General features: G+C 62.8%; 26 protein-coding genes and 4 pseudogenes. 19 read left to right on the forward strand and 11 right to left on the reverse strand.

The window, feature by feature from the left end:
• Nucleotides 1-12 precede the first annotated feature (12 nt).
• From ACO07I_RS24945 to ACO07I_RS24965, 5 genes are all read left to right on the forward strand, one after another.
• Nucleotides 13-342 carry a hypothetical protein gene (locus ACO07I_RS24945; RefSeq protein WP_422012230.1) on the forward strand — a complete coding sequence of 110 codons (330 nt, stop codon included), beginning with the start codon at nucleotides 13-15 and terminating at the stop codon, nucleotides 340-342.
• A gap of 383 nt (nucleotides 343-725) precedes the next feature.
• Nucleotides 726-1,961, forward strand: a complete 1,236-nt coding sequence (locus ACO07I_RS24950) for a GTP cyclohydrolase II (RefSeq protein ID WP_422012232.1) — start codon at nucleotides 726-728, stop codon at nucleotides 1,959-1,961.
• An 83-nt stretch (nucleotides 1,962-2,044) separates the two neighbouring features.
• A complete protein-coding gene (locus ACO07I_RS24955; protein ID WP_422012234.1) occupies nucleotides 2,045-3,193 on the forward strand; it encodes a URC4/urg3 family protein in 1,149 nt (382 codons plus the stop codon).
• A gap of 22 nt (nucleotides 3,194-3,215) precedes the next feature.
• Nucleotides 3,216-3,854 (forward strand): uracil phosphoribosyltransferase, encoded by a 639-nt coding sequence (gene upp / locus ACO07I_RS24960; protein WP_422012236.1) that lies wholly within the window; start codon nucleotides 3,216-3,218, stop codon nucleotides 3,852-3,854.
• Between the two features lie 20 nt (nucleotides 3,855-3,874).
• Nucleotides 3,875-4,270, forward strand: coding sequence for an MAPEG family protein (locus tag ACO07I_RS24965; protein WP_422012238.1), 396 nt, complete (start codon nucleotides 3,875-3,877; stop codon nucleotides 4,268-4,270).
• A gap of 44 nt (nucleotides 4,271-4,314) precedes the next feature.
• Here ACO07I_RS24965 and ACO07I_RS24970 read toward each other — a convergent pair whose 3' ends face one another.
• Genes ACO07I_RS24970 through ACO07I_RS24990 form a run of 5 tightly spaced genes read right to left on the reverse strand, consistent with a single transcriptional unit; the run spans nucleotide 4,315 to nucleotide 9,145 of the window.
• Nucleotides 4,315-4,788 (reverse strand): copper chaperone PCu(A)C, encoded by a 474-nt coding sequence (locus ACO07I_RS24970; RefSeq protein WP_422012240.1) that lies wholly within the window; start codon nucleotides 4,786-4,788, stop codon nucleotides 4,315-4,317.
• A 45-nt stretch (nucleotides 4,789-4,833) separates the two neighbouring features.
• Nucleotides 4,834-5,319 (reverse strand): TlpA family protein disulfide reductase, encoded by a 486-nt coding sequence (locus ACO07I_RS24975; RefSeq protein WP_422012242.1) that lies wholly within the window; start codon nucleotides 5,317-5,319, stop codon nucleotides 4,834-4,836.
• On the reverse strand, nucleotides 5,316-6,503 hold the full coding sequence (locus ACO07I_RS24980) for an exo-alpha-sialidase (protein WP_422012244.1): 1,188 nt from the start codon (nucleotides 6,501-6,503) through the stop codon (nucleotides 5,316-5,318). The genes ACO07I_RS24975 and ACO07I_RS24980 overlap by 4 nt, the downstream gene beginning before the upstream one ends.
• The gene (locus ACO07I_RS24985) at nucleotides 6,503-8,686 is read right to left on the reverse strand and encodes a TonB-dependent receptor (RefSeq protein ID WP_422012246.1); all 2,184 of its coding nucleotides are present in this window, start codon (nucleotides 8,684-8,686) and stop codon (nucleotides 6,503-6,505) included. The genes ACO07I_RS24980 and ACO07I_RS24985 overlap by 1 nt, the downstream gene beginning before the upstream one ends.
• Nucleotides 8,687-8,746: 60 nt before the next feature.
• A complete protein-coding gene (locus tag ACO07I_RS24990) occupies nucleotides 8,747-9,145 on the reverse strand; it encodes a DUF2946 family protein (protein WP_422012248.1) in 399 nt (132 codons plus the stop codon).
• Between the two features lie 94 nt (nucleotides 9,146-9,239).
• Here ACO07I_RS24990 and ACO07I_RS24995 point away from each other — a divergent pair, with 94 nt between their 5' ends.
• Nucleotides 9,240-9,665, forward strand: coding sequence for a DoxX family protein (locus ACO07I_RS24995; RefSeq protein ID WP_422012250.1), 426 nt, complete (start codon nucleotides 9,240-9,242; stop codon nucleotides 9,663-9,665).
• Nucleotides 9,666-9,672: 7 nt separating this feature from the next.
• On the opposite strand, the gene ACO07I_RS25000 is transcribed toward ACO07I_RS24995, so the two are convergent.
• The gene (locus tag ACO07I_RS25000; RefSeq protein ID WP_422012252.1) at nucleotides 9,673-10,260 is read right to left on the reverse strand and encodes an NUDIX hydrolase; all 588 of its coding nucleotides are present in this window, start codon (nucleotides 10,258-10,260) and stop codon (nucleotides 9,673-9,675) included.
• 16 nt (nucleotides 10,261-10,276) lie between these two features.
• A complete protein-coding gene (locus ACO07I_RS25005) occupies nucleotides 10,277-10,594 on the reverse strand; it encodes a DMT family transporter (RefSeq protein WP_422012254.1) in 318 nt (105 codons plus the stop codon).
• A gap of 129 nt (nucleotides 10,595-10,723) precedes the next feature.
• Here ACO07I_RS25005 and ACO07I_RS25010 point away from each other — a divergent pair, with 129 nt between their 5' ends.
• From ACO07I_RS25010 to ACO07I_RS25055, 10 genes and pseudogenes are all read left to right on the forward strand, one after another.
• A complete protein-coding gene (locus tag ACO07I_RS25010) occupies nucleotides 10,724-12,514 on the forward strand; it encodes a peptide ABC transporter substrate-binding protein (RefSeq protein WP_422012256.1) in 1,791 nt (596 codons plus the stop codon).
• 60 nt (nucleotides 12,515-12,574) lie between these two features.
• The gene (locus ACO07I_RS25015) at nucleotides 12,575-13,537 is read left to right on the forward strand and encodes an ABC transporter permease (RefSeq protein ID WP_422012258.1); all 963 of its coding nucleotides are present in this window, start codon (nucleotides 12,575-12,577) and stop codon (nucleotides 13,535-13,537) included.
• Nucleotides 13,503-14,456, forward strand: coding sequence for an ABC transporter permease (locus ACO07I_RS25020; protein WP_422012260.1), 954 nt, complete (start codon nucleotides 13,503-13,505; stop codon nucleotides 14,454-14,456). Before ACO07I_RS25015 ends, ACO07I_RS25020 begins: the two co-directional genes overlap by 35 nt.
• Nucleotides 14,457-14,528: 72 nt before the next feature.
• Nucleotides 14,529-15,440, forward strand: a complete 912-nt coding sequence (locus tag ACO07I_RS25025; protein ID WP_422018370.1) for an ABC transporter ATP-binding protein — start codon at nucleotides 14,529-14,531, stop codon at nucleotides 15,438-15,440.
• Nucleotides 15,437-16,456 carry an ABC transporter ATP-binding protein gene (locus ACO07I_RS25030; protein ID WP_422012262.1) on the forward strand — a complete coding sequence of 340 codons (1,020 nt, stop codon included), beginning with the start codon at nucleotides 15,437-15,439 and terminating at the stop codon, nucleotides 16,454-16,456. The genes ACO07I_RS25025 and ACO07I_RS25030 overlap by 4 nt, the downstream gene beginning before the upstream one ends.
• A gap of 113 nt (nucleotides 16,457-16,569) precedes the next feature.
• A complete protein-coding gene (locus ACO07I_RS25035) occupies nucleotides 16,570-16,851 on the forward strand; it encodes a hypothetical protein (RefSeq protein ID WP_422012264.1) in 282 nt (93 codons plus the stop codon).
• 143 nt (nucleotides 16,852-16,994) lie between these two features.
• Nucleotides 16,995-17,446 (forward strand): annotated as a pseudogene (locus ACO07I_RS25040) (oligopeptide/dipeptide ABC transporter ATP-binding protein); the annotation flags it as partial.
• Nucleotides 17,447-17,578: 132 nt separating this feature from the next.
• Nucleotides 17,579-18,346 (forward strand): annotated as a pseudogene (locus tag ACO07I_RS25045) (IS5 family transposase).
• Between the two features lie 266 nt (nucleotides 18,347-18,612).
• Nucleotides 18,613-20,028, forward strand: coding sequence for a hypothetical protein (locus tag ACO07I_RS25050; RefSeq protein WP_422012266.1), 1,416 nt, complete (start codon nucleotides 18,613-18,615; stop codon nucleotides 20,026-20,028).
• Nucleotides 20,029-20,231: 203 nt separating this feature from the next.
• A complete protein-coding gene (locus tag ACO07I_RS25055; protein WP_422012268.1) occupies nucleotides 20,232-21,023 on the forward strand; it encodes an ABC transporter permease in 792 nt (263 codons plus the stop codon).
• A gap of 22 nt (nucleotides 21,024-21,045) precedes the next feature.
• On the opposite strand, the gene ACO07I_RS25060 is transcribed toward ACO07I_RS25055, so the two are convergent.
• Nucleotides 21,046-22,413: a hypothetical protein gene (locus tag ACO07I_RS25060; protein ID WP_422012270.1), complete on the reverse strand. Its 1,368-nt coding sequence runs from the start codon at nucleotides 22,411-22,413 to the stop codon at nucleotides 21,046-21,048.
• 9 nt (nucleotides 22,414-22,422) lie between these two features.
• On the opposite strand from ACO07I_RS25060, the gene ACO07I_RS25065 reads away from it, so the two are divergent.
• A complete protein-coding gene (locus ACO07I_RS25065) occupies nucleotides 22,423-22,902 on the forward strand; it encodes a hypothetical protein (RefSeq protein WP_422012272.1) in 480 nt (159 codons plus the stop codon).
• A gap of 372 nt (nucleotides 22,903-23,274) precedes the next feature.
• Here ACO07I_RS25065 and ACO07I_RS25070 read toward each other — a convergent pair whose 3' ends face one another.
• Both ACO07I_RS25070 and ACO07I_RS25075 read right to left on the reverse strand, forming a co-directional pair.
• On the reverse strand, nucleotides 23,275-23,928 hold the full coding sequence (locus tag ACO07I_RS25070; protein WP_422012274.1) for a hypothetical protein: 654 nt from the start codon (nucleotides 23,926-23,928) through the stop codon (nucleotides 23,275-23,277).
• Nucleotides 23,929-24,280: 352 nt separating this feature from the next.
• Nucleotides 24,281-24,484, reverse strand: a complete 204-nt coding sequence (locus ACO07I_RS25075) for a hypothetical protein (protein WP_422012276.1) — start codon at nucleotides 24,482-24,484, stop codon at nucleotides 24,281-24,283.
• Nucleotides 24,485-24,615: 131 nt separating this feature from the next.
• Here ACO07I_RS25075 and ACO07I_RS25080 point away from each other — a divergent pair, with 131 nt between their 5' ends.
• Nucleotides 24,616-25,368: a class I SAM-dependent methyltransferase gene (locus ACO07I_RS25080; RefSeq protein ID WP_422012278.1), complete on the forward strand. Its 753-nt coding sequence runs from the start codon at nucleotides 24,616-24,618 to the stop codon at nucleotides 25,366-25,368.
• A 19-nt stretch (nucleotides 25,369-25,387) separates the two neighbouring features.
• Here the strand turns inward: ACO07I_RS25080 and ACO07I_RS25085 are convergent.
• Nucleotides 25,388-25,628 (reverse strand): annotated as a pseudogene (locus ACO07I_RS25085) (IS5/IS1182 family transposase); the annotation flags it as partial.
• Nucleotides 25,629-25,642: 14 nt separating this feature from the next.
• On the opposite strand from ACO07I_RS25085, the pseudogene ACO07I_RS25090 reads away from it, so the two are divergent.
• Nucleotides 25,643-25,870, forward strand: a pseudogene (locus ACO07I_RS25090) (integrase core domain-containing protein); the annotation flags it as partial.
• Between the last annotated feature and the right edge of the window lie 103 nt (nucleotides 25,871-25,973).

Raw genomic sequence — 25,973 nt, forward strand, 5'->3', positions numbered from 1 at the left:
CGTGTCACACGCATGTCGCGCAAGATCGTAATTCCATTTGGGCTCGTTCTACTGGTGCTCGCCGCCGCGATCGCCTGCGCTGCGCGTGCCGCGGTCTATTATTTGAATCCCCTGGCAAAAAGCGACCAAGCCTGGGGGACCTGTATCTTTGCCGGTTTTTTCGTCGGTTCCATCGTGGCGAAGGTCATCGCAAATGCCTGGCCGAAAACGGAGGCAGAAGAAATGAAGACCGACCGAAGCGGTTTCTGGGGAGGTCTCTCGATCGAGATTTCCAGTAACGACGGTGATGGCGGCGACGGCGGTGGCGATGGGGGCGGTGATGGTGGCGGTGGCGGGAAGTAAGCTGTGGTCCGGAACATCAGATAGGCGATAGCTCCCGCCGCAGCAGTCAATCTATTCGATCTTCACGTCCATGCTGTAGTTGGCGCTCCCGCGCGTGCTGCCGATTGCGATGATGTAGGTGCCCTTGCGCGGCAGGCGGCCCGTCCAGCGCGTCGCGTCCTCGCCCGGACCGCCGGTGCGCAGCGCCTTGCCGGTAAAGGTCAGTTGTCCGTCGCCGTCGCGGCCGATTGATGAGTAGAGAGAACGCGGCCAGAGTGATTTTAATCATGTCGCGTGAAGGGTCTCCCGCCCGACCGCAGGACGCAAGGGCGCAGCGTCTTCCTTTGGTCACCAGTGCGCTATACTATGCCCCGCTTTCCCGCTCCTGGAGGAACGGAAAGCACATGGCGCATATCAGACTGAATACCCATCCCAGCCAGGGCGGCCAGCCGGCCCCTCCGGTGGTGTGGGGCGCGCGCGATCCTGCGGTCCGGGGACCGGTCGTCGGTACGGTCGGCCTCACGTCCCACCGCAACGTCATCGGCGTCCATTCCGGCAGCTACGGCATCTATCGTGCGCTGGCCATTGCCGCGAAGGAACTCAAGGCCGATCACCGGCCCGACCTCACCAACACTTCGCCGGCCGAGATCATCGGGCCGTTCGAGAGCTGGTTCGATCCGAAGAAGATCGTCTCGCTCGATCCGTGGGGACACCTGGTCTCCGAGGTCTTCGCCGACAAGCTGGCGGCGGGCTGGGATATCCGGCCGACCATCGCCATCACCAAGGCGCATGTGAACATGCCGGAGATCATGGAGGCGCTGGCCGCCGGCCGGCTGAAGCCCGACAACGACATCTTGAGCGGCTCGGGCGACGTGAAGGTGACCAAGGCGGCAATCGAGCCGGTCTGGTGGCTGCCCGGCATCGCCGAGCGTTTCGGCGTCAAGGAAGTCGACCTGCGCCGCACGCTCTTCGAGCAGACCGGCGGCATGTACACCGAGCTGGTGACGCGGCCCGACCTCGAACTGTTCCTGCCGCCTATCGGGGGCGCCACGATCTATTTCTTCGGCGACGTGTCGAAGCTCGGCAAGTCGGAGACGAAGATCGCCTGCCGCCTCCACGACGAGTGCAACGGCTCCGACGTGTTCGGCTCCGACATCTGCACCTGCCGGCCCTACCTGGCACACGGCATCGAGATCTGCATCGACATGGCCCAGAAAGGCGGTGTCGGCGTCGTCATCTACAATCGCAAGGAAGGCCGGGCGCTCGGCGAGGTGACGAAGTTCCTCGTCTACAACGCGCGCAAGCGCCAGCCCGGCGGCGATTCGGCCGCGCAGTACTTCAACCGCACCGAATGCGTGGCGGGCGTGCAGGACATGCGCTTCCAGGAGCTGATGCCCGACGTCTTCCACTGGCTGGGCATCAGCCGCATCGACCGCTTCGCCTCGATGAGCAACATGAAGTCGGATGCGCTGCGCGAGCAGGGCATCGAGATCGTCGAGCAGGTGCCGATCCCCGAGCACCTGATTCCCGCCGACGCGCTGGTCGAGATGGATGCCAAGAAGGCGGCGGGCTATTTCAGCCCGACCAAGCCGGGATCGAACGAGCTGGCCCGTGCCAAGGGACGTGGCCTCGATGAATGATTCAAGGGAGCGCGCCACTCCAGTGGCGCTCAAGCGCATGATGCGCCACTGGAGTGGCGCGCTCCAATGACAGGCTCGGTCCGATGAACGATTCCCTCGCCTATCTCCGCACGCCCGTCGCCATCCGCGAACGGGCGGCGAAGGTCCTGAAGTATGTCGAGGACGGGCAGTCGCAGTGGTTCCAGCTCGATGCCAACGGGCTGGAGGCGGCCGTGCAGGCGACGCTTGCCGTCACCCGCGAACGCTTCCCCAATCCGGCGGCGATCCCGTTCCATTCTCGCTGGAGGCATTTCGAATCGGGCGGCCGTGACCGCTGGAGCGCGCTGGCCGAGCGGCTGACGCATCTGCCGCCCGAGGAGATCGCGCGGCGGCGCATGGACCTTGCGGTGGTGTCCGTGCTGCTCGACGCCGGCGCCGGCGCGGCGTGGAGCTTTCGCGAGCCGGGCACCGGCGAAACCTACGCGCGCTCCGAGGGGCTGGGCGTCGCCAGCTTTCACATGTTCGCCAACGGCGCCTTCAGCCGCGACGCCAAGGGCGATCCGCTGCGGGTCGATGCCGAACGCCTGGCGAAGCTCACGCCGATGGACATCGCCATGGGCTTCCAGGTGAAGGCGCACAATCCGCTGCTCGGCCTCGAGGGCCGCGCCGAGCTGCTGCGCAAGCTGGGCAATGTCGGGTTGGAGCGGCCGGGCGCGCTGTTCGACATCGTGGCCACCGGCGGCGAGGTGAAGGCGGAGGCAATCCTGGCCGCTGTGCTGGACAAGCTATCGCCGATCTGGCCGTCGCCGCGCGGCGACGTGTGGGAGCATCCGGTGATCGGGCTCGTGCCATTCCACAAGCTTTCGCAATGGATGAGCTACTCGCTTGTCGAGCCGATCGAGGGGGGCGCCCTCAAGGTCGTGGCGCTCGATGCGCTGACCGGCCTGCCGGAATATCGCAACGGCGGCCTGCTGGTCGATGCCGGGGCGCTCCGGCCCAAGCAGCGTGTGCTGCTGGAGAAGTCCTTCGGGCCGGGCGACGAGGCGATCGTGGAATGGCGGGCGCTTACCGTGGCGCTGCTCGACCGGATCGCCGAGCATGTCCGCCTGCATCTCGGCATGGATGCGGCGCGCCTGCCGCTGGTGAAGGTGCTGGAAGCCGGCACGTGGTTTGCGGGACGCAGGCTGGCGGCTGAACGTCGGCCCGGCGGCGGCCCGCCCATCACCGTCGAGAGCGACGGCACGGTGTTCTAGAGTTTTTGGGGAGAAGAAGACGATGTCATTGCCGCACTCGATCCATGTCGTGACGCACCCGCTGGTTCAGCACAAGCTCACCAAGCTGCGCGACAAGGCGACGTCGAGCACCAACTTCCGCCGGCTGCTGCGCGAGATCGGGCTGCTCCTGGGCTACGACGCCACGCGCGACCTGCCCATGGTGCAGACGCGAATCGAGACGCCGATCGAGGCGATGGACGCGCCGATGCTCGACGGCAAGAAGCTGGTGGTGGTGCCGATCCTGCGCGCCGGGCTCGGCCTCGCCGAGGGCGTCACCGACCTCGTGCCGCTGGCGAGGGTCGGCCATGTCGGGCTCTACCGCGATCCGCGCACCCTGCAGGCGGTCGAGTACTACCTCAAGATCCCGCAGGACATTTCCGACCGCGACGTCATCGTCTGCGACCCGATGCTCGCGACCGCCCATTCGGCCATCGCAGCGGTCGACCGTCTGAAGGAGTCCGGGGCCAAGCGCATCAAGTTCATCTGCGTGCTGGGCTCCGAGCAGGGCGCCCGGACCTTCGCGGAGGCCCATCCCGACGTCCCGGTGTTCGCGGCAGCGATCGATGCAAAACTCAACGATCACGGGTATATTGTTCCCGGGCTCGGCGATGCGGGGGACCGTCTCTTCGGGACCAAATAACAACAACGGGAGAAACGCCGATGTCGCCGGACCTCAAGTACCTGCTTTTCTCCGTGATCCTGACCTTCGGCCAGATGTTGGTGGCAGCCACGGGCGCCAACCGGGCCGTCGGACTGCCGACGCTTGCCGGCAATCGCGAGGGCCTGCCCGAGATCAAGGGGTGGGCGGGACGCGCCAAGCGCGCCCATCTCAACATGGTCGAGAACATGGTGCTGTTCGCAGCGCTGGTCCTGATCGCGGCGGTCGCGGGCAAGGCCAACGCCATGACAGCGATGGGCGCCGCCATCTTCTTCTGGGGTCGCGTCGCCTACGCCGTGATCTACATCGCCGGCATCGCCTGGCTGCGCACGGCGGCTTGGTTCGTCTCGGTCATCGGCATGGCGCTGATCGCGATCGAACTCCTGAAGGCGATGTAATCCCTCTTTTCCTCCCCCGTTACACGGGGGAGGAAGGCTGGCGTCTAGTTCTTCCCGTGCCCCTGCGGCATGGCGCCCATGGCTTCGACGTTGAGCTGGACGTCGATGCTGCCGGCCTTTTCGAACACGAGGGTCAGCGGCACCTTGGCGTCCTTGGCGAGCGGTGCCTTCAGCTCCATGAACATGATGTGATAGCTGCCGGGCTTCAGCATCACGGTGGCGCCGGGCGGGATCTCGAGGCCCTTCGCCAGCTCGCGCATCCGCATCACGTTGCCGTCCATCTGCATCTCGTGGATCTCGACCTTGTCCGAGGCGTTGCTGCGCGCCGAGACCAGCCGGTCCGCGACGGTGCCCTTGTTGGTGATGGTCATGAAGCCGCCGCCGGTGCGTGCCGACGGCGGCGTGGCACGGGACCACGGCGTGGTGATCTCGATCGAACCGATCTTGTAGTCCTGCGCCAGCGCGGGCAGTGCGAACAGAGAAACGGTGGCGGCGAGGAAGAGGCGACGGACGAGCATCGAAGAAACTCCTGGAGAGAATGGGCGAAGGGAGAGGTTGGGGCGTCAGCGCTTTTTCTGCGCGTCGAGCCAGGCGCGGACCTCGGCGAGATCGGCGACGCCCGTGAGGACGGTCTCCTTGCCGTCACGGTCGATCAGCATCGTGCGTGGCAGTTCGCCTGGCCAGGCGGGGTCGATTTCATAGCGCAGCCGCTCGTTGAACCGGTCTGCGAAGGCCCAGTTCTCGGCCTTCGCGAGATTGGCCCGCGCCAGCATGTCGGAGACGCGCGCCGGATCCTGCGGCACCGGATCGGCCGCCACCAGCACGAGGCGCATGTCCGGGCGCTCGGCCTGGAGCTTGCCCCATTCCGGCATTTCCACGAGGCAGGGCGCACAGGTCAGGCCCCAGAAATGCACCACGGTCGGCTGGCCGTCATGGGCGGCGCGCAGCTTGGACCAGCTTCCACGGCCAAAGGCCTGCAGGTCGGCCGCCTGGGCGCCGGCCGAAACGACCGCGACCAGGAGGGCGAGGAGGACGGGACGAAATTTCATGGCTGGTCCTCGAGGGGGATCAGGCGATAGCCGTCGGCCTTGGTAAGCCAAGACAGGTAGGCGCGGCCGGCATTGGCGACGAGCAGCGGATGATCGGACGCGTCCTCGGTATCCGCCACGGTGCGCGGATCGCTCCAGGTGCGGCCGCTATCGTGGCTCACCTGCCAGCGCACGGTCGACTTCGTGCCGTCGAATTCCTTCCACACGAGATGGAGCGCGGTGCCGTTGGCCAGCAGATAGGGCCGCGCCGGCTGGCGCTTGGGCGTGGACAGCGCGCGCGGCACGCCGAACGGCGTGTCGCCATTGTCCGCTCGGGCATAGAACAGACCCTTGCGTGCCGAGCCGTCGGTGAACCAGGCGACGTGATAGGAGCCGTCAGGGAGGATGGCGAGGCTCGGCCCGTGATGCGGGCAGGCCTCGATCTTCCAGTCGTCGGCGCTGACGCGGCGCAAGGGACCCGGCGTCTTCTCGTCCTTGAAGGTGACGACGCCGTGGTCGCGGACGGAGCCGGGGAAGATGTTGCGGAACACCACGGCGGGCTTGCCGGGACCGGCGAAGGCCACGCCGAGGCGGCAGCATTCGCAGGTATTGTCGAGGGCGATGGAGGTCGGGCCGAAGCCCGCGTCGCCATCCTCCCAGGCATAGGCCAGCGCAGCGCCGGGATAGGGCTTCCCGGCGGCGCGCGCCTTGGCGACGTTGCGCTTGTCGAGCCAGACGGCGAACACCCGGCCGGTGGCGGGATCGACCGCCGCCGTCTCGAAGCGTTGGCTGGTCGTGTCGGCGGTGATCGGCCGCGGCTTGCTGAAGCTCGTGCCCTTGTCGTTCGAGCGCGAGAAGAAGGCGCGGCCGTTGAAGTTGCGGTCCTGGAAGATCGCGAAGGTGACGACCAACCCGCCCTTGGGGTCGACGACGATGCGGGCCCGTGCGTCGGGCCCCCAGTCGAGGTTCATCGGCTCCGGCGTGACCGCGACCGGCTCGGAGAAGGTCTTGCCGAGGTCGCTGGAGCGCACGACGACGATCCTGTCGGCCATGGCGCGGACCAGCCACAGCGTGCCATCGGGACCGAACGCCGGCGTGGCGGTGAACGCCTCTGGTGCGGCGGCGCCCGGCTTGCCGTGCTGGTGCTGGGCGGCGGCGGGGCCGGCAAACAACAGGATGGCTGCGAAGGCGAGGAGTGCACGCATCAGAATTTCACCCTCAGGCCGGCGGTGGCAGTCAGCGGCATGCCGAGCTGCGGGATGGCGGACGCGCTGACTGTCGAGCCCTCGAACGAGGTCCGCGTGTAGCCCTGCGCCAGGTACTGGACGTTGGTCAGGTTCTGGATACTGCCATAGATGTCGACGTCCTTCACGGGCGTCCAGCGCAGGCCGAGGTCGATCAGGGTGGCGCCGTCGTTCAACTGCGTATGGTTGGTGTCGTTCCAATATTGCGGGAACGACTTCATCGCGGCGGTCAGGACGAGGGTCTCGATCGGCCGCCATTCGACGCCGGCCGTGAACATGTAGCTCGGCACCTGCCCCAGCTGCACGCCGGTCCGCACCAGCGTCGGATTGACCGAGCTGGTGAGGTAGGCGTTCGTCTGGGTGAAGCCGCCGGTCAGCCGCAACTGCTCGAACGGCTGCCAGGTGGCGATCAGCTCGAGGCCCTGGAAGGTGGCGTTGCCCACGTTCTGGTACTGGCGGACCGTCGTGAAGTTGGGCCCGAGACCGGCCGCGCTGACATAGGGCGCGGCGCAGGCCGGGCTGGTGTTGCAGACCGTGATGTAGTCGATGAAGTTGTTCAGGTTGTTGTTGAAGTAGGTGCCCGACAGGGTGAAGCCTTTCCACTCGAAGTCGAAGCCGACTTCCTGGCCGAAATTATTCATGGGCTGCAGGTTGGGATTGATCGTCGAGTAGCTCGTGCCGCTGGCGAACACGCGGTACATCTGGTTCATCCCCGGCGCCGAGAAGTTCCGATAGATCGCGGCCCGCAGGGTCAGCTCGTCGCTGGCATAGAATTTCATGCCGATACGCGGGTCGAAGCTCGCCGCGCTGGCGTTCGGCACGACATTGAGGTTGCTGGAGTTCGTCGTCAGCACGCTGGCATTCAAGGCCTGCCAGAAGTCGCCGCGCACGCCGACCGTTACATCGACCGGTATGCCGGTGAACCGGTACGTTCCCTGCCCGAAGACGCCCTGGAACCGATGCTCGCCATTCACGATGAAGGTCGTCGGGTTGGCGGACACGTTGGCATAGAGGTTGTTGTAGTCGGTCACCATCGTGCGACGCGCGTCGACGCCGACCTTTACATCGCGCAGGGGGCCGAAATTGGCTTCGTAGAAAACCGAGCCGCCGATGTCGGAATTCGGCGCGGCCTCGATCTGGCTGACATACTGGTTGGTCGCGGTTGTGTTGTTCAGGTTGTAGGCGCCGCTGCCGACGTTGATGGTGCCGAACGAGCCGCCGCTCGCCCAGCCGCTGAAATTCAGCGACTGGTTCTCGTCGAACTTGTAGCTACCGCCGGCGAGCAGTCGATAGGTCGACCAGTTGTTGTGGGCATAGGTCCAGACCAGGCCATCCTCATAGGTCTGGTTCCAGTAGCCCTTCGCAAACAGCTTCAGCTTGTCGTTGGGGGTCAGGAACACGCTGGCGGCGACGTTGTCGGCCTTGGACGCCGTCGCGACGAGATTGGCGTTGCGGTACTGGGCGGGCGTGAGGTTGTAGCCCGAGCTCTGGGCATGATTGTAGCTCGCCCCGACCTTGACCTTGTCGTTGACGACGTAGCTGCCGGCCGCTTCGGCCGTGGAGCTGTTGTAGCTGCCGTAGCTCGTGTCGGCCGAAGCGCCGGTGCTCGTCGGCTCGCGGGTGATGATGTTGATCACGCCGCCCATCGCCATGTTGCCCCACAGGCTGGTGGCGCCGCCGCCGCGGATGACCTCGATGCGCTCCACCGAATTCTTCGGGATGGTGCTCCAGTTCATGGTCCGGAAGTAGGGATCATTGACCGGAACGCCGTCGACCATGATCAGGGTATTGATCGTGGTGCTGGTACCGAAGCCACGGATGTTCACCGGCTGGGCGGTCGGGTGGAGCTGGCCGGTCGGGATGGTCGGCAGCCAGACGCCCGGGATGCGGTTCACCAGCTGATCGACGCCGGTTTCGGGCGTCGCCTGGATCTGCTCGCGCGTCATGACGGTGGTGCTGACGTCGAGCTTCTGCAGGTCCGAGCCGCGGCCGGCGCTGACCGTGATCGGCGGCAGCGACACGGGCTGCTGCTGCCCGGTCGGGGATGGATCGGCGGCGGGCGGCGCGTCCTGCGCGCGGACAAGAGTCGGGATGAGCCCGAGGGCTGCGAAGGCGGTGGCCGTGGCCACGCGAATGGACAACATTGAGAGGAACTCCCCACGAATGACAGGCGAACGCGGCGTACCCAAGGGTGCGTCGCGGGTTCAGGCGTCAGACGGGGAGGGGGGGCCGCGTGGTCGGTGGGGGCCGTCACGGATGCCGACGGGAGCAAGGGCTTCGTCGTTCGTCGCAAAGACAATCGTCGCGTCGATCGGCTCCACGAGCATGAAGGCGGTGGCGGAGGGCTCGGCCAGTACGGGCGCGTGCGCGAGGCCCAGGCAACATTCGTGAACCTTGCCCGCCTGTTGGCCAGGCGCCTGCGAGCCGTCTTCGTCGGCGCCAGGCAGACAGAAGACGCCCCAGGTTCGTGCCGCCGCTTCGGGGCCGCCATCGCGCATCAGGACGGCATGGGCGAGGGGCTGGAAAAAGTTGAGCGTGATCGCAAACAGCGCCGCGGCAAATGCCGCCGCGCGCCAGCCCCGGTCGGGTCGTTTGCGGATCATGGCGAAATTACGCACGAAAGCGAGAGAGTTGGAAGAGGGCAGCTTGTCGCCTTATGGTCCGCAAAAAGCAGTTCCCAAGGGGAGGAGAATCGACATGGGGCGGAACGACATGCCGCGGGTGATCGCGGCTTTCCTGGACAGCGGGGTCGGTTGGTTTCTGGCCAGGCTGGTGCTGACCTTCGTATTCTGGAGCGCGGGGCTCGGCCACCTTGCCGCATTCGAAAGCAGCGCCGCCGAACTGGCTTCCCTTGGACTCCGGCCGGAGGGTTTCCTGAACATCGTGCTGATCTTGACCCTGCTGGTCGGCTCGCTGCTGATCCTGCTGGATCGATGGTTGTGGCTGGGCTGCGGTATCCTGAGCGGCTTCCTCGTCGTCGCCATCGTGCTCGCTCATCCATTCTGGACGATGCAGGAGCCGGCGCGCACGCCGCATTTTCGCATCGCCATGGAGCATATCTCGTTGATCGGCGGATTCATGGCCTGCGCCGTCGCGGGCCGGTTGCGCGAGCGGAAGCGGTAGTCGCCCCTCAGGCCAGCACTGCCGCGAGACGCTCATCCCGCGTCCTGCGGGCATAGGCGTCCAACAGCCACAGGGCGCCACCCTGGAAGCCGTGGAAGGTGCGTCGCCCGGCGCGAAGTTCCTCGAGGAATTGCGGGAGCGGCACTTCATGGGTCACGATGACCTCGCTGTCTTCGAGCGCGGGCTCGGCCACCTTGCGGGCGTCGAGCGCCAGGAAGCAGTGCACGCGGTTGCTGAGCCGCGGCGCGTTGGCGAAGAAGGTCCCGAGCAGGTGCCATTCGTCGCTGGCGAAGCCGGTTTCCTCCCGCAGCTCGCGCTTCATCTGGTCGACCGGGTCGCCCGGCCCTTCCTGGATGCCGCTCGGCAGTTCGATCACCGCCTGTCTCGCCCCGTGGCGATATTCCTCCACCAGGACGATATTGCCCTCGCGCGTGATTGCCACGGCGGTGACCCAGTCCGGCTGCTCGATCACGTGGAAGGGCGTCAGCACGCGGCCGTTGGGCAACTCGACCGTGTCGGAGCGCAGCGCCAGCCAGCGGTCACGATAGTTGTACCGCGAGTCCAGCACCTTCCAGGGCGCGACCTTGTCTTTCATCGCAATTGCGCAGCCTTCACGCGAGTTTCAGGCCGACGATGCCGGCCACGATGAGGGCGATCGAGACGATACGGATGGTCGAGGCGGCATCACCGAAGGCCACGATGCCGACGACGAAGGCACCGACCGCGCCGATGCCAGTCCAGATTGCATAGGCGGTGCCCATCGGGATGGTTCGTTGTGCCCACATTAGAAGCGCTCCGCTCACTACGATGGCAACGGCGGCGAAAAGCAGCCACCCCGGCCGGACGCCCTGGTCCGTCCAGCCGAGTTTCAGGCCCACGGGCCAGCCGATTTCGCAGAGTCCCGCCAGGAAAAGAGAAATCCAAGCCATTCAGTGTCTCCCCACAGCAAGTGCTGTCATTGACGGCAACGTTACAGCCTGTAACGATTGAGGATTGCACGCATCTTGCAGCATAGCGAGGGCGGCACCGGGAAGGGCATAGATCTTGGGAGTTATGAAATGAAGGAACGTGAACTGCGTGGCCTCATCGGCAAGGTGAAGGCCGGCAAGCTCTCGCGGCGTGGTTTCGTGCAGGCGATGATGGCGGTGGGCATCGGCGCACCGGCGGCCGGCCAGATTCTCCTGTCGTCGGGCGTCGCGATGGCGCAGCCGGCGTCGACCTACAAGCCGACCAAGCGCGGCGGCGGCGGCCCGCTCAAGCTGCTGTGGTGGCAGGGCCCGACCTTGCTCAATCCGCATTTCGCGGTCGGCACCAAGGACCAGGACGGTTCGCGCCTGTTCTACGAGCCGCTGGCGGCGTGGGACGGCGAGGGCAACCTCAAGCCGAAGCTCGCGGCCGAGATCCCGACCAAGGAGAATGGCGGCCTGTCCGCCGACGGCACGTCGGTGACGTGGAAGCTGAAGCAGGGCGTCACCTGGCATGACGGCAAGCCGTTCACGGCCGACGACGTCGTGTTCAACTGGGAATATGCCAAGGACCCGGCAACTGCCGCCTACACGATCGCGTCCTACCAGGATGTGATGGTCGAGAAGGTCGACCAGTACACTGTCAAGGTGACCTTCAAGAAGCCGACGCCGTTCTGGGCCGATGCCTTCGTGGGCACGCGCGGCATGCTGATCCCCAAGCACCTGTTCGCCGACTTCATCGGCGCAAAGTCGCGCGACGCACCCACCAACCTGAAGCCGGTCGGTACCGGCCCCTACATGTTCAAGGACTTCAAGCCGGGCGATCTGGTGACGGGCGTCGCAAACCCGAACTACCATCAGGCCAACAAGCCCTATTTCGACTCGGTCGAGATGAAGGGCGGCGGCGACGCCGTCTCGGCGGCGCGCGCGGTGCTGCAGACCGGCGAATTCGATTTCGCCTGGAACCTCCAGGTCGAGGACGAGATCCTCACGCGCCTGGAGAAGGGCGGCAAGGGCAAGGTCTCGATCACGCCAGGCGGCAACATCGAGTTCTTCCTCATGAACACGACCGATCCGTGGACGGAAGTCGACGGCGAGCGGGCGAGCCTGAAGACGAAGCATCCGACGCTCAGCGATCCCGAGGTTCGCAAGGCGATCGCGCTGCTGGTCGACAACAAGTCGATCCAGGACCACATCTACGGCCGCACCGGTCCGGCGACGCGCAACTTCCTGTACGGCCCGCCGCGCTTCGATTCCAAGAACAACCCGATCGAGTTCAACGTCGACAAGGCCAACGACATTCTCGAGAAGGCCGGCTGGAAGAAGGGGGCCGACGGCATCCGCGCCAAGGACGGCAAGAAGCTCAAGTTCGTCTACCAGACCTCGATCAACCAGCCGCGTCAGAAGACGCAGGCTATCATCAAGCAGGCGGCGCAGAAGGCCGGTATCGATATCGAATTGAAGTCGGTGACGGCTTCGGTGTTCTTCTCGTCGGACGTGGCCAACCCGGACACCTACACGAAGTTCTACACCGACCTCGAGATGTACACGACGACCATGGGCCAGCCCGATCCCGGCACGCACATGCTGCAACTCGTCTCCTGGGAGGCCGCCACCAAGGCCAACAAGTGGCAGGGCCGCAACATCACCCGCTGGCAGAGCCCGGAATGCGACAAGCTCTACCGCGAGACCGAAGTGGAACTCGACCCGGTCAAGCGCGCCGCGGCGTTCATCAAGATGAACGACCTCGCGGTCCAGAACCATATCCTGATGGGCATCGTGCAGCGCCCCACGGTCTCGGCGCAGGCCGCAAAGCTCAACTGCAACATCAGCGGCTGGGACAACAACACCTCGGACCTCAGCGACTGGTTCAAGGACGCCTAAGTCCGACAACGCCCTCTCCGCGATGCGCGGGGAGGGCTTTCTTATTTGCAGGTCCATCGCGTGAGCAGGCAGTACGTAATCCGGAAGCTCCTGATCATGATCCCGAGTCTGCTCGGGATCAGCGTCGTGCTCTTCAGCCTCCTGGCCCTGGCGCCGGGAGATCCCTTCGACGAACTGGCAACCAACCCGGCCGTGCCACCCGAGGTGCGCGCCGCGCTGCGCGCCAAGTTCGGCCTCGATGACCCGGTCTGGATGCGGTACTGGCACTGGCTCACCGCTCTCATGCAGGGCGACTGGGGCTTCTCTTTCGTCAGCCGCATGGACGTGAGCACACTGATCATGCAGCGACTGCCCGTGACCCTGGTCGTCATCGGCGCCTCGCAGATCCTGGCCATCGCGGTGGCCATTCCGGTTGGCGTGCTGGCGGCGACGCGGCCCTATTCGCTGTTCGACCAGATCGCCAATACCTTTGCGTTCATCGGCTTCTCGCTTCCGACCTTCTTCACCGGCTTGGTGCTGATCCTGATCTTCTCGATCCAGCTCGACTGGCTGCCCTTCGTCTACCGCGCAGACATCAGCGCGACCGGCTGGGAGTTCTACTGGGAGCATATCAAGCAGTCGATCATGCCGGTGGCGGTCCTGGGCCTCTTCCAGGGCGCGGCGCTGGTGCGCTTCGTGCGGTCCTCGGTGCTCGACGTGATCCGGCTCGACTACGTCACCACGGCGCGGTCCAAGGGCATCGGCGAGCGCAAGGTCATCACCCGTCACGTGGTGCGCAACGCCCTGATCCCGGTCGTGACGCTGGTGGCACTGCAGATGCCCATCGTCTTCAGCGGCGCGGTCGTCACCGAGCAGATCTTCCGCGTCCCCGGCATCGGCTCGCTGCTGATCACCTCGATGCTCTCCAACGACACGCCCGTCGTGATGGGTGTCACCTTCGTCTCGGCCTGTCTGGTCGTCATCTTCAACCTCATTGCAGATATCCTTTATGGCTGGCTCGACCCCCGCATCGCTTACCGCTGAGGCGCCCGCAGCAGCGGGGACCACGCCCGCGGCCAAGCGGCAGCAGTTTTCGCCCTGGCAGGAAGCCTGGCGGCGTTTCCGGCGCCACAGGATGGCGCTGTTCTCGGCCATCGCGCTCGCGGTGATCCTGTTCGCGGTGCTGTTCGGGCCGTTCATCTGGCGCGTCCCGATCAACGAGATCGACTTCGCCGCCAAGCTGCAGGGACCTTCCTGGAACCATCCGCTGGGCACCGACGATCTCGGCCAGGACCTGCTGGCGCGCCTGATCTACGGCGGCCGCATCTCGATCGCGGTCGGCGTCGCGGCGATGGTCGTCGCCATCTTCTTCGGGCTGCTGGTCGGTTCCGTCGCCGGCATGGCGAGCGGCCGGGTCGATGCGGCGCTGATGTGGGTCACCGACCTGTTCCTGTCGCTGCCGCAGCTGCCGCTCCTCCTGCTGGTGATCTACCTGTTCCGCGAACCGGTGAAGGGCGTGTTGGGGGTCGAGGGCGGCGCCTTCGTGCTGATCGTGGCCGTCATTGGCGGCACGCGCTGGATGTCGGCGGCGCGCCTGGTGCGTGCCCAGTTCCTCTCCTTGCGCGAAAAGGAGTTTGTCGAAGCGGCGCGGGCGCTCGGCGCCTCGCGGCTGCGCCAGGTGACGCAGCACATCCTGCCCAACGCGCTCGGGCCGGTGATCGTGGTCGCGACGATCGACATCGCCGCCGCCATCATCGCGGAGTCGACGCTGTCGTTCCTCGGTCTCGGCTTCCCGTCCGATGTCCCGACCTGGGGCAGCGTGCTGCGCGATGCCAAGGACTATCTCGATATCGCGCCGCATTGGGCGCTGTTCCCCGGCTCGCTGATCTTCATCACCGTGCTGGCCATCAACTTCATCGGCGACGGACTGCGCGACGCGCTCGATCCGCGACGTGTCCTCTAGTGCTGGTGTAGCGTGGCCGAACCTCTGCTCGACATTCGCGGACTGAAAACCTGGTTCAAGACCGAGGACGGCATGGTGCGTGCCGTCGACGGAGTCGACCTGCACATCGACAGCGGCGAGACGCTGGGCGTGGTGGGCGAGTCGGGCTGCGGCAAGACCGTCACCGCGCGCTCGGTGCTGAAGCTGATCGACATGCCGCCCGGCCGCTTCGAGGCCGGCCAGATCCTGTGGAAGGGCAGGGACCTGATCCCGCTCGAAGCCTCGGAGATGAATTCGATCCGCGCCAAGGAGATCGCGATCATCTTCCAGGAGCCGATGACGTCGCTCAATCCGGTCTACACGGTGGGCGACCAGATCGCCGAGGTGATCGAACTGCACCAGAAGCTGTCGCGCAAGCAGGCGCTGGTCGCCGCCGCCGAGATGCTGCGGCTGGTCAACATCCCCAATCCGCAGCGCCGCGTGCATGACTATCCACACCAGTTCTCCGGCGGCATGCGCCAGCGCGTCATGATCGCCATGGCGCTGTCCTGCCAGCCCAAGCTGCTGATCGCCGACGAGCCGACGACCGCGCTCGACGTCACCATCCAGGCGCAGATCCTCGAGCTGATGCAGGAGATGAAGGATCGTTTCGGCATGGCGATCATGCTGATCACCCATGCAATGGGCGTGGTCGCCGAGACCTGCCAGAGGGTGACCGTCATGTATGCCGGCCTGGTGGTCGAGGAGGCGCCCGTCGAGGCGCTGTTCGGCAATCCACGGCATCCCTATACGCAGGGTCTGATCCGCTCGATCCCGAGGGTCGATCGCAGTGCCGCCAAGAAGCAGCGGCTGGAAGCGATCGCCGGCACCGTGCCCAACATGCTCGAACCGCCGCCGGGGTGCCGCTTCGCCGCACGCTGCAAGTTCGCGATGGATATCTGCAACCAGGGCATCCCGCCGCTGAAGGAAGTCGGAGCGGGCCATTTCGTGCGGTGCGTGCTGTGAGCAATACATCCCCGACGGTTCCCGCCGCCGTGCCGGCACCCGACGCCGCCGAACCGCTCCTGTCGGTGCGCGAGCTGCGCAAGCATTTCGCCATTCGGGGCGGCATCCTCTCGCGCGTGATCGACAAGGTGCATGCCGTCGATGGCGTCAGCTTCGACATCGCCCCCGGCGAGACGCTGGGCCTGGTGGGCGAATCGGGCTGCGGCAAGTCCACGACCGGCCGCTGCATCCTGCGCCTGATCGAGCCGAGCTCGGGCGAGGTCTGGTTCCAGGGCGCCGATGTCACGAAGATGGGCCCGGAGAAACTGCAGGCGCTGCGGCGCGACATGCAGATCATTTTCCAGGATCCCTACGCGTCGCTGAACCCGCGTCTCACGATCGGCGCGATCATCGGCGAGGCGCTGACGATCCACAAGCTCGCGCCCTCGCGGCAGGTGCATGAGGACCGGGTCGTGCAGCTGCTCGAGACGGTGGGGCTGCGGCCGGACCACATGCGGCGCTTCCCGCACGAGTTTTCGGGCGGCCAGCGCCAGCGCATCGGCATCGCCCGCGCGCTCGCTGTCGAGCCCAAGCTGCTGATCTGCGACGAGCCGGTCTCCGCGCTCGACGTGTCGATCCAGGCACAGGTCATCAACCTGCTGGAGGACCTGCAGGAGCAGTTCGGTCTCACCTATCTGTTCATCGCGCACGATCTCAGCGTGGTGGAACATATCTCGACGCGCATCGCGGTGATGTATCTCGGTCGCGTCGTCGAGATCGCGCCGGCGGCGGAACTCTACGACACCCCGATCCATCCCTATTCGGAAGCGCTGCTCTCGGCCGTGCCGATCCCCGATCCGACCGTGAAGCGCAAGCGCATCATGCTGGAAGGCGACGTCCCCAACCCGATCCGGCCGCCCTCGGGTTGCCACTTCCACACCCGCTGTCCGATCGCGCGGCCTGACTGCAGCCAGCGCGCACCCGTGCTCGAGGAAAAGCGCCCGGGGCATTGGGCGGCGTGTCATTATCGGGATTAGTGGCTGGGGCGCGCCCCGTCAGGGGTGCATCGTGATGCGGGTCGCTTTCGCAGATCCCTGGACCCTCCAGGGGGTGACGGCTAGAAGTTCGCCCCCGACAGCCGAGGAACCCCATGTCAGAGGACAGCAGCAAGAAGGCGAGTGCGATCCTTACTGAGAATGAGGAAGCGCTGTTTCAGATCATGAAGATCGTCATTGCGACCGTTGCGGCGGGCGATCCGGTCAGGGGCAAGCAGCTGGACGAGCAACTCACATACCTGAAGAACGCCTTTTACTCGAACGGGAAGAAGAAGGCGGCGATCATGGCAGAATCGATCCGCATCGCGGCTTTTGCCTCCAGTCGCGATGCCGCACGCTTGGCCAGCTTGCGGGGAATCCCGAAGGGGAACGCTTAGCCCGTCCGTTTCAAGTCGACCCACTAGGTGTTGATGATTCGATCGTACTCGGAAAGACTCGAGTACTCCCGCTTCCACGGGCGGTACCCCTGGGGCTACGGGGATGCGACCGCCTGGTAGGAAGCGGTAGCAGGCTCGAGAACGAGCCCAAGCTGCTGATCTGCGACGAACCGGTCTCGGCGCTCGACGTGTCGATCCAGGCGCAGGTCATCAACCTGCTGGAGGACCGGCAGGAGCAGTTCGGCCTCACCTACCTGTTTATCGCCCACGATCTCAGCGTGGTGGAGCACATCGCGACTCGCATCGCGGTGATGTATCTCGGCCGCGTCGTCGAGATCGCGCCGGCGGCGGAACTCTACGACACGCCGCTTCATCCCTATTCGGAGGCGCTGCTGCCGGCCGTGCCGGTCCTAGACCCGACGGTCAAGCGCAAGCGCATCATGCTGCAGGGCGACGACCCGAACCCGATACGCCCGCCGTAGGGCCGCCATTTCCACACCCGCTGCCCGATTGCCCTGCCGGACTGCAGCCAGCGTGCATCCGTTCTCGAGGGGAAGCACCTGAGGCTTGGGCGGCGTGCCACTACCGGGGGTAGCGAGGGCGTTTATTCCGGCTTGGCGCCCTCCTGTCGCCCTCAGTCTCAGAGATTCGAGGCTAGGTCGCATACTCATAAACGATTCCCAAAGTTTGGAGAAAGTGATTCAAGGTTCCGAAAGGAGCCTTGGCGATGGCGCGTTACGATCTGACTGAGTTTGAGTGGAGAACGATCCAACCGTTGCTGCCGAACAAGCCTCGCGGGGTGCCGCGGGTCGATGACCGGCGTGTTCTCAACGGCATTCTCTGGGTGCTTCGGTCCGGCTCGCCGTGGGCAGATGTGCCGGAGCGCTATGGTCCGCCGACCACGATCTACAACCGCTTCAATCGCTGGCGAAAGGCCGGTGTTTGGGATCGGCTGATGGACGCCATCATCGCCGCCCATGACGGCAAGGTGCAGATGATCGATTCGACCATCGCGCGCGTGCATCAGCAGGCGGCCGCCCAAAAAAACAAGTTGGAGACGCTTGTATCGGTCGAAGTCGTGGAGGACTGACGACCAAGCTGCACGTCCGCGTCGTCGGCAATGGCCCTGCCGGTACAGCTCGAGCTCTCCCCCGGACAAGCCAACGACGCGCCGATGGCGGAGCTTCTGCTCAACGATCTGCCCCGAGGGGCCGTCGTGCTCGCCGATCGTGCCTATGACGCCGACTGGATCCGCGAGGTCATCGAGGACCAGGAATGCAACGCCTGCATCCCGCCCAAGGTCAACCGCACTGAGCCCGCCCCTTACTCGAAGCGGACATACAAGAAGCGCAGCCTCATCGAACGATGCATCGGAAAACTCAAACAGTTCAGGCACGTCTGCACACGCTTCGACCGCATCGCCCTAAACTACCTTGCCATGGCAAAGCTCGCTGCCGTACGACTTTGGCTCAGGCATTATGAGCCTGCAGCCTAGCAGTGCCCTGAAAACTGCAGGGCTCCGTCAAATAATTGTTGGGCGGCATGCCGCAGCAGAGGCGGCGCTCATCAAGCTGCTCATTACGCACTTCAGCGGCAAAGCAACAGCGTCGTCAGCGCCACATCTAAGGCGAAACCCTTAGGGGCGATCGATGGACACTTGAGCCGTAGAAAACGTCTAACAATCAACTGAAGTATGCTATCATAAATCCTCCGTTATATTCCAATGAATGCCTTCAGCATTTGTAGTTTTCGACGAGCCCGATGGCAAATTCCAAGAAGCCTCTACATTTGTCGTTGCTCGATGCAATTCCCTCCGACGCTGCAGCTGAGGGTACGCCGGGCAAGCGCAAAAGAGATTCGCTCCGGCAGGCGCGTGATGGCTGCGAGAATATCGCGAGCGCCGTGCATACTTCTCACATGCCTCAAGACGAGAGCGAGCCTGTTCTTAGGACCTCCCCAAGCCTGCGGTCTGCTGAGGTGCCGGAAGCCGCGGCGGCCCCGCGTTCTGATTCGATCGAAATGGTTGGAGAACCTTGGGCTGGCGAACTCCCGCAACGCAGAGGAGGGCGGTCTCTAGGTGGTTTCCTGTCATTTTCATTGTGTGTGCTGCTCCCTGCGGTGCTGGCGGCTATCTACTATTTTGGATTTGCATCCCCCCAATATGTAGTCGAATTCAGATTCGCCGTTCGCGATACCAATGGAACTGTCAGCACGTCGGCTGCGACTTCCGGCATTATTGCCTCTCTTGGCGTGTCGTCGGCATCCAACTCCAATGAAAACTACATGGTCACTGAATATATGACCAGTTTGCAGGCCGTTCACGATCTTCAGAAAAGGATCAATCTGCGGCAGATCTATTCGCGCCCCTTCATCGACTTCTGGTCGCGTCTAGACGTGTCTCGCTCGACAGAAGCCTTTGCGAAGTACTGGAAGGACAATGTGGTGAAGGCCACGTACGACACCGTCACGGGGATTTCGACCGGGACGGTTCATGCTTTCACGGCAGAGGATTCCGTTCTGGTCGCAACGACGTTGCTGTCCTCTGCCGACGAGATGATAAACGACGTTGCACAGCGTCCGTTGCGAGAGGCCGTTCGGTTCTCGGAGGCGGAAGTCAAGCGCGCGGAGGACCGGCTAAGGCAGATCCGCGACGATCTCGCGAAGTATCGCGAGAAGGAAGGGCTGATAGATCCTATGAACAACGTGGTGTTATCGAACGCCACGCTGGCGGGAACCGTGAGAGGGTTGCTGACACAGCTTCAGACCGACAAGGCCGCACTTGGCAAGCAAGGGCTCGGTCCTAATGCACCTCCGGTACGGTCCCTGGATATGCGCATCAAGGCGACCGAGGAACAACTGAAGGCAATCGAAGCTCAGGTATCCAGTCAACCGACAGGAACCGGGATATCTCCGCTAGTGGCGCGATATGAGGCTTTGGATCTTGAGCGGCAGTTTGCCCAAAGCATGCTGACGTCGACGATGCAATCGCTCGAGCAGGCACGGGCGAATGCCGTGACCAAGCGCCTCTACATCACGCCGTTCATTCAGCCCGCACTTCCTCAGACGTCAACCTATCCGAATCGGTTTGTCGCTACGCTAACGGTGACAATCGCCTGTCTTTTTCTGTGGACGATTGCGCTTCTCGTCAGCCGTTCCATCAAGGAGCATCTCACCTGAGAACAGACCCCGCGCTGGCTAGCGGTCGAACCTCCACATGACTGCGAGCGTCGTGCCGAAGACGAACACGATGAGCGCCACCCAAAGGAGATGGTTGGAGAGCCAGTCAAGAACGTAGAAGAAGATGAACATCGCTTTGCTTTTGCAGTGCGGAGGTGTGAAGAAGGGCAGAGTGCCCGATCCGCTCGGTAATTCAGGATGCCATGATTACTACGACACGTAAGGCCACAATAGCGGTATCGAACTGGTGGAATCTCGTCTGGATCACCATGGCGCAACTTCTGTCCTCCTACGGCCGCGCCGGCAGGCTTTCCTTCATCATGGCTCTTCTGGAGCCAGTGCTCTTGATTCTGCTCCTTTACGTCATTCGGGGTATCTTCAGGATGGGGACGGCGAGTTTCGGCACTTCCTTGTTCCTGTTCATGGCGAGTGGCTTTTTGCCATTTTATCTCTTCCTGCATATTTCCAGCAGGACCCGAACGGCCGGTAGCGCGGGGGCCCGCCTGCCGGGTCTGACCTCGCTAGACGTTACCATCGCGATCATACTGCTCAACTCGCTAATATGGATCGGCATGACCGTGGCCATATTCGCCGGCATGTGGCTGTATGGCATCGATCAGGCGTGGCCTGACTCCATCGTTGAGGCGATCACTCCCCTCCTGCTCCTAATCGTGATGGGAATGGGAATCGGGATGATCAATAATGTGATCGGGCGATATTTTTGGGCTTGGCTCTTGATATACAGAATGGCGACGCGCGGGCTGATTTTCCTGTCGGGTGTATTCTTCATCGTTGATCTTCAACCCCTCTGGATGAGGGCATGGATGATTCCCAATCCGTTGACGCATGGCATCACATGGTTTCGCGTCGGTATTTACGGTAATTTCCCGCAAAACTCTCTCGATCGAACCTATCTTTTGGAGTGGGCATTGATTGCCTTGTTCTTGGGGATGGTATTGGACAGGGCCGGCATGAGGGCATTCGCCAAGACTTAGTTACAGATACGGACAGAATCGTTCAGCGAAAATCCCGAACCAACTCTTGTTGTCCATATCTGATCGTCACAACCCCTTCACCCCACCGCGCCTTCAGGAATGGGCTGTCGAGGGAAAACGGCGGGGAGAGTTCCAGTGGTTTGCCGTCGATCTCGGGAGCACGATCAGATTTGTAATAGAAAGTGAGTGTACCCGCCTGTCCCAAGCCTCGGAAACGGATGAATTCGTTCCCTACTTCCATCGTCGCCGAACGGACGGCGGACTTGAATGCGGCGAGATCGGCAAACTCCGACTTCAGGGCAGCCTGGATGATTACCGGAGAGGTATCGTCGTTCAGGACCTGCTTGTCCGGGGCACTTTTGCTGTCGATACCGCCAAATGCCGGGCGGAAGGCGACGTAGCTGTCGCCCCAGCTGGCGACGGTCCAGTCACCGTCCCGTTCTGTCTTGAGGTCATCACTCAACCAGACGGCCATGCGTCCCGCGTGGCGACTCAAGGGGGCCGGGATCTTCTGGACGATCTGGGTGCCGAAGCTCTGGACGCCCCAGAGATCATTGTAGGAAGCTCGGCTCTTGCCGACGGATAAAGGGCGCGCAAAAACATATTGTGGCTGTCCCGGGCCCACCATCGTAAGGCCACCCCATTGGTTCTGGCGGGCGAACGGGATCCATCGCTCCCACGCAATCCTTGGCACCTCCGATAGTGCCAGGACGAAGGAAGAGGTGACATAGGAGTAGCGAACGATGCCGCCGGCGGCTCCGTCGATCTCTCGCCTGCCCGAGGATGGCGTTACAACCCCCCCGGCCCGGGCCCGGACGACATAACCGGGGCTTTTGGCCCCGCTCGCAATCTCGCCAACTATCGTGGGCGGCTGGTAGGGACTCGCGACCATGGAAACCATCAGACCGGGCACTTTGCCGTCTCCGAAGCCAAAGTAGAGCCAGCCGAGCTGCGTTCCGATCGACAACTGGTCCTCGATCCTTTTGCTGTACGCCCTTGACTTGCTTCCACCATGCCAGCCACCGACCTGTTCTTGAGCCCATTCGGCCCACCAGACATCGAGAAATGACTTTGACAGACGTCGCAACTCTGGATCGGAAGAGAAATCTGCAAGATTGTAGAAGTTCTGAAGCGTATATTTGTAGTAGGTAGGCGAGAAGAACTCGACGAGCCTCCCATATCGAGCCCGCTGCCGGACGTACTCGGACAAGAACTTCGTCCAAGCTTGAAGTTGCTGCGGAAGGGCGGAGCCGTCGTCGTAAGTGCACGGCGAGCAGATCGGATTGGTGGACAGGATCTCCGCTACGCCCCAGCAGGCCGTGCTGCGAAAAAGGCTGATGTTTTCGCTCGCCGGATAGTACCAGGTTTTTGCCGGATCGGCTTCGCTCAAACGGCACTCATGGCGCGCATGTTTCCACATCAAATCCTCGATCCCGCGCATATTGGCCGGATCGAGTCGCCCAGGCGTCGCCGACCTGGTGCCGAACTGGAGGTAAAGGCGTTCAAGGAGTCCGGCAGTGAAGAATACGAGTTGGTCCCCTGGCCGCACACTTTTAATTTGACCGCGGGTTTGGACGGCTGGGGTCGGCGGCAGCGCATTGATCCGAGCGAGCGCTTCCCGAACCTCTCCATTGGCGAACTCGATCTCGGCATCGCTGCGGGCAAGGGAGAGCGCGGCTATCGCGGACTGCAATTTTCCCCAGATGCAGGGATGCCTTGTACTGGGTTCGGTTGGGCACGCGGGGCTGGGAAACGGGCGGTCGAGCGCGAGTTGCAGCGCTTCGCCGCGACGTTGTTCGAGCGCGGCAGAGCGAGGGAGCGAGTCGCGAGCGTGTACTGTGCCCGTGATAGTGACGAGCAGAAACAGTGTGAAAATTGAGAAGGCAATTGTAGGCCTGGGCATGAAAATTGGTTCCGATCTAGGAGATGGATCCGGATCTCGATGATCGGTCCTTGGCTAAGGGCCCGTCACGAAACAAACGCCTTTCGAGACGCCGATTCCCAGAGAGGATGCCGTGGCGACAAGGCTGATGTTACGGCTTCTCAACGCACACGGATAGCGTCAGCATCAATTACTAAAGGTAATGATAGGTAGCTTTTGTGTTCAATGATTGTCTATTTCGTGTTCGATGATCGTCTACAAAGTCTTCAATTCATTACGCGTCGACAATTAACCTTGATCATCTTCGAAACGATAGCCGTCGCTGGCAACGAGCAGGTGCCCGAAGCACCCGCGAAGATGATGCCTTCGTCATGCTTCCGCCGTGCCTGTATAGACTTGGGACAGGGCCTTCCGGGTGACTTCGCGAAGGTCCCAGAAACCCCTTATTTCAGTGGTTTTGGCGGAGCCCGGCACTCCCTTGATCTTGCCATTGCTGTTTTCCGCAAACGCCCTGTAAAGCGCTTCTGCGACAACCTCGGGACTGACGCCGTGGGCAGCCGCCTGTTTCGCTTCCGCAGCGTCCACCTTCGGCTTGGGTGGCTGTGCCCCGAGGATCTTCCTGGACGCTTTGCGGAGCGTCCTGGACGCTCCTCGCAAAGTGCCGTCGATGAGTTGCCGGTCTAGGTCGGTCGCCTTCTCCAGATAATATTTGATCGCGCCGCCCGTGGCCTCTTGATACCCAAAGGTCGCTGCACGCTTTTCCGGGTCCGTGCTCGCGAGTTCCCGAACTGCCTCTTCGATTTCCCTGGTCTCGTCGGCTGAGGCGGTAATGCCTTCCAGAAAGTGCACCTTGGGGGCCCCCCGCAAATCGATCTCCGCGATGGGCGTTCCCTTTTTCTCGCCCGCCTGCGGCGGCCTGCTGACGCGCATTGATCGGTCGCGCCGTGCATATTGAAGAAGCATCACATCCCCCCCCCTGAAATACCCTTGGCAATGTCCGGTCCAATCGATCGTCGTGACCATCGGAACAAAAATTCAATCGGGGCGATCTTGCCAATACGCGAAGCCAAAATGGCCACACGCGTCCCGCGCCGGCATCGACAAATTCCTTCGGATTCATTTCCGACGACGATACAGGTTGCGCCGTTTGCGCCAGTTCATTTCACCCATCACCGCGGCGGCGTCCTCGACTCCGTCTTTGCGCATTCGACCACGACGGGGGCCTGAATTTCCAGAGAGTGGCCGCCTAGTCCTAGAATGCGCCCAACCGCGAAGCAGTCGAAAGCAGAATGGTCACCTTGCAAATCGATAGGCTGATACTGTCAAAAAAAAGATACGCTGCAAATTGGTAACGCTCAAGCAAAAGGGTGGGGTTTCAGGTCGAGCAGCTCAAGCCGTGCGTGATGAAGGGTGAAGTGCTGAATGGGTCGTGTTCCACGAATCCAGAGTTGGGCGCGGCAATGGCATCGGTATCGGCGCGGCGAGGATCGATTACGAAACGACGGGTTTCCTGAATCACTTCAATGATTGCAAGAAGGCCTTGGTACAAGTCGGGGACCCGATCCTCCTTCTTGGCCATTGTGACCTCTTGAAACGCAAATGCTCAAGTGTGCACAAAACCGGGGCAGCTTTATGTTGCGCCAGCTCTTCCCCAAATTGGGAACAGACTCTATAGTTGGTCGCCTGACAACAAGGAATACGTGACGCAGCATGAGCAACATGGGAACAGAAGGCATTTTCCCAGGGGAGGTGCCGTCACAGGCTTCCGACCAGCAACCAGCCATCAGTGTTTCCGATTTGACTCCAAGCGATGCGATCGCTGCGCGTCTAATGCAGGCGTTTAATCATGCCCTTGCAGCTGAATTCCCGCACCCGGCCGAGTTTCTCACGATAGACGGCATGTCGGGCCGGCGGTATCGCCTTCTCATCAACGAACTGATTCGCTTGACCGAATCTCCGCGATACTTGGAGATCGGCGTTTGGGCAGGCTCCACCCTCTGTTCGGCCGTTGCCGGTAACAACCTGAGTTCGGTCGCTATCGACAATTGGTCGCAGTTTGGTGGACCAAGGACTGCGTTCTTCAATAACCTTGAGCGTTTTCGCAGCAATACCACCAGCATTGAGGTTATTGAGGCGGATTTCCGTTCCGTGGACTACTCGCAAATTGGGCCTTTCAACATTTACTTGTTCGACGGACCGCATAAGGCACGCGACCACAAGGATGCCCTGTCCGTGCCGCTTCCAGCCCTCGACCCTTGTTTCGTATTTATCGTTGACGATTGGAATTTGGATGCCGTGCGTGAGGGGACCGAAGCTGGCATTGCTCATGCAGGGCTTAAGGTTAATTTCTGGATCAGCGTGCGAACGACAGTGGACGGCACGCTTTCCCCAGTTCGCGGTAAGAAGTCCAATTGGCACAACGGCTATATGATTGCTCTTCTGCAGAAATCTCAAGCCGATTAGGCTGTGGTGACAAATCCCACTTAAGCCAGTGCATGATGTTTGCGAGCTCTACGAAGCCAAAGAAATTCACCGCGAACTCGTCGTGGCGGGGGGGGGGGGCGGTACGTCGGCGTTCTTGGGCCTAGCGAGGAAGACTTCGATGCCCCAGCGTTGCTTAAAGGCAATGCCGTCATAGCGATGTTGGTACTTGCGGTGGCTGCGGGGCGGGATCACCGGCTCGCCCCTTGTTCGAAGACAATTTTGTAAAGGCCGTCGGCGTCTTAGGCGTGTCGGCGATGACCTGGTGAGTCTGGAATGGTTTCGGTCTCGTGTCGAGGCCAAGATCCTGATTGAAACCTGGCGCCATCACTACAACGAGATTCGTCCTCATTCCACCATTGGGTATTTGACGTGGACGGCGCCTACCACAAACCTGAAGGAGCAGGCATCGTTTCGGCAGCGGGCTGGGCCGCTGCGCTCAACCGGTGCTTCGCGCCCAGGCCTGTCGCAGCACCGTCCTTGAAGGGGGCAAGACAACAGCCAGGAGACGCCGGCCTTCTTAAGCTAAGCGTGGTCCGAAGAATCAGGGCAGGTCAGCTAGCCAGCAGCTTTCACCTGATGCGTGG

This window comes from Reyranella sp., assembly GCF_965227665.1.
In the GTDB taxonomy this organism is placed as follows: domain Bacteria; phylum Pseudomonadota; class Alphaproteobacteria; order Reyranellales; family Reyranellaceae; genus Reyranella.

Excerpts from the sequence above, each read along its gene's own strand:
- ACO07I_RS25065 (WP_422012272.1), top strand. The coding sequence starts at position 22,423 with ATGGCGCGCATGTTTCCACATCAAATCCTCGATCCCGCGCATATTGGC.
- ACO07I_RS25025 (WP_422018370.1), top strand. The coding sequence starts at position 14,529 with ATGGTGCGTGCCGTCGACGGAGTCGACCTGCACATCGACAGCGGCGAG.
- ACO07I_RS24985 (WP_422012246.1), bottom strand. The coding sequence starts at position 8,686 with ATGTTGTCCATTCGCGTGGCCACGGCCACCGCCTTCGCAGCCCTCGGG.
- ACO07I_RS24945 (WP_422012230.1), top strand. The coding sequence starts at position 13 with ATGTCGCGCAAGATCGTAATTCCATTTGGGCTCGTTCTACTGGTGCTC.
- ACO07I_RS25005 (WP_422012254.1), bottom strand. The coding sequence starts at position 10,594 with ATGGCTTGGATTTCTCTTTTCCTGGCGGGACTCTGCGAAATCGGCTGG.
- ACO07I_RS24995 (WP_422012250.1), top strand. The coding sequence starts at position 9,240 with ATGGGGCGGAACGACATGCCGCGGGTGATCGCGGCTTTCCTGGACAGC.
- ACO07I_RS25000 (WP_422012252.1), bottom strand. The coding sequence starts at position 10,260 with ATGAAAGACAAGGTCGCGCCCTGGAAGGTGCTGGACTCGCGGTACAAC.
- ACO07I_RS24980 (WP_422012244.1), bottom strand. The coding sequence starts at position 6,503 with ATGCGTGCACTCCTCGCCTTCGCAGCCATCCTGTTGTTTGCCGGCCCC.
- ACO07I_RS25035 (WP_422012264.1), top strand. The coding sequence starts at position 16,570 with ATGTCAGAGGACAGCAGCAAGAAGGCGAGTGCGATCCTTACTGAGAAT.
- ACO07I_RS24970 (WP_422012240.1), bottom strand. The coding sequence starts at position 4,788 with ATGCTCGTCCGTCGCCTCTTCCTCGCCGCCACCGTTTCTCTGTTCGCA.
- upp (WP_422012236.1), top strand. The coding sequence starts at position 3,216 with ATGTCATTGCCGCACTCGATCCATGTCGTGACGCACCCGCTGGTTCAG.
- ACO07I_RS25075 (WP_422012276.1), bottom strand. The coding sequence starts at position 24,484 with ATGGCCAAGAAGGAGGATCGGGTCCCCGACTTGTACCAAGGCCTTCTT.
- ACO07I_RS25010 (WP_422012256.1), top strand. The coding sequence starts at position 10,724 with ATGAAGGAACGTGAACTGCGTGGCCTCATCGGCAAGGTGAAGGCCGGC.
- ACO07I_RS25055 (WP_422012268.1), top strand. The coding sequence starts at position 20,232 with ATGATTACTACGACACGTAAGGCCACAATAGCGGTATCGAACTGGTGG.
- ACO07I_RS24950 (WP_422012232.1), top strand. The coding sequence starts at position 726 with ATGGCGCATATCAGACTGAATACCCATCCCAGCCAGGGCGGCCAGCCG.
- ACO07I_RS24975 (WP_422012242.1), bottom strand. The coding sequence starts at position 5,319 with ATGAAATTTCGTCCCGTCCTCCTCGCCCTCCTGGTCGCGGTCGTTTCG.
- ACO07I_RS25080 (WP_422012278.1), top strand. The coding sequence starts at position 24,616 with ATGAGCAACATGGGAACAGAAGGCATTTTCCCAGGGGAGGTGCCGTCA.
- ACO07I_RS24955 (WP_422012234.1), top strand. The coding sequence starts at position 2,045 with ATGAACGATTCCCTCGCCTATCTCCGCACGCCCGTCGCCATCCGCGAA.
- ACO07I_RS24965 (WP_422012238.1), top strand. The coding sequence starts at position 3,875 with ATGTCGCCGGACCTCAAGTACCTGCTTTTCTCCGTGATCCTGACCTTC.
- ACO07I_RS25070 (WP_422012274.1), bottom strand. The coding sequence starts at position 23,928 with ATGGTCACGACGATCGATTGGACCGGACATTGCCAAGGGTATTTCAGG.
- ACO07I_RS25050 (WP_422012266.1), top strand. The coding sequence starts at position 18,613 with ATGGCAAATTCCAAGAAGCCTCTACATTTGTCGTTGCTCGATGCAATT.
- ACO07I_RS25020 (WP_422012260.1), top strand. The coding sequence starts at position 13,503 with ATGGCTGGCTCGACCCCCGCATCGCTTACCGCTGAGGCGCCCGCAGCA.
- ACO07I_RS24990 (WP_422012248.1), bottom strand. The coding sequence starts at position 9,145 with ATGATCCGCAAACGACCCGACCGGGGCTGGCGCGCGGCGGCATTTGCC.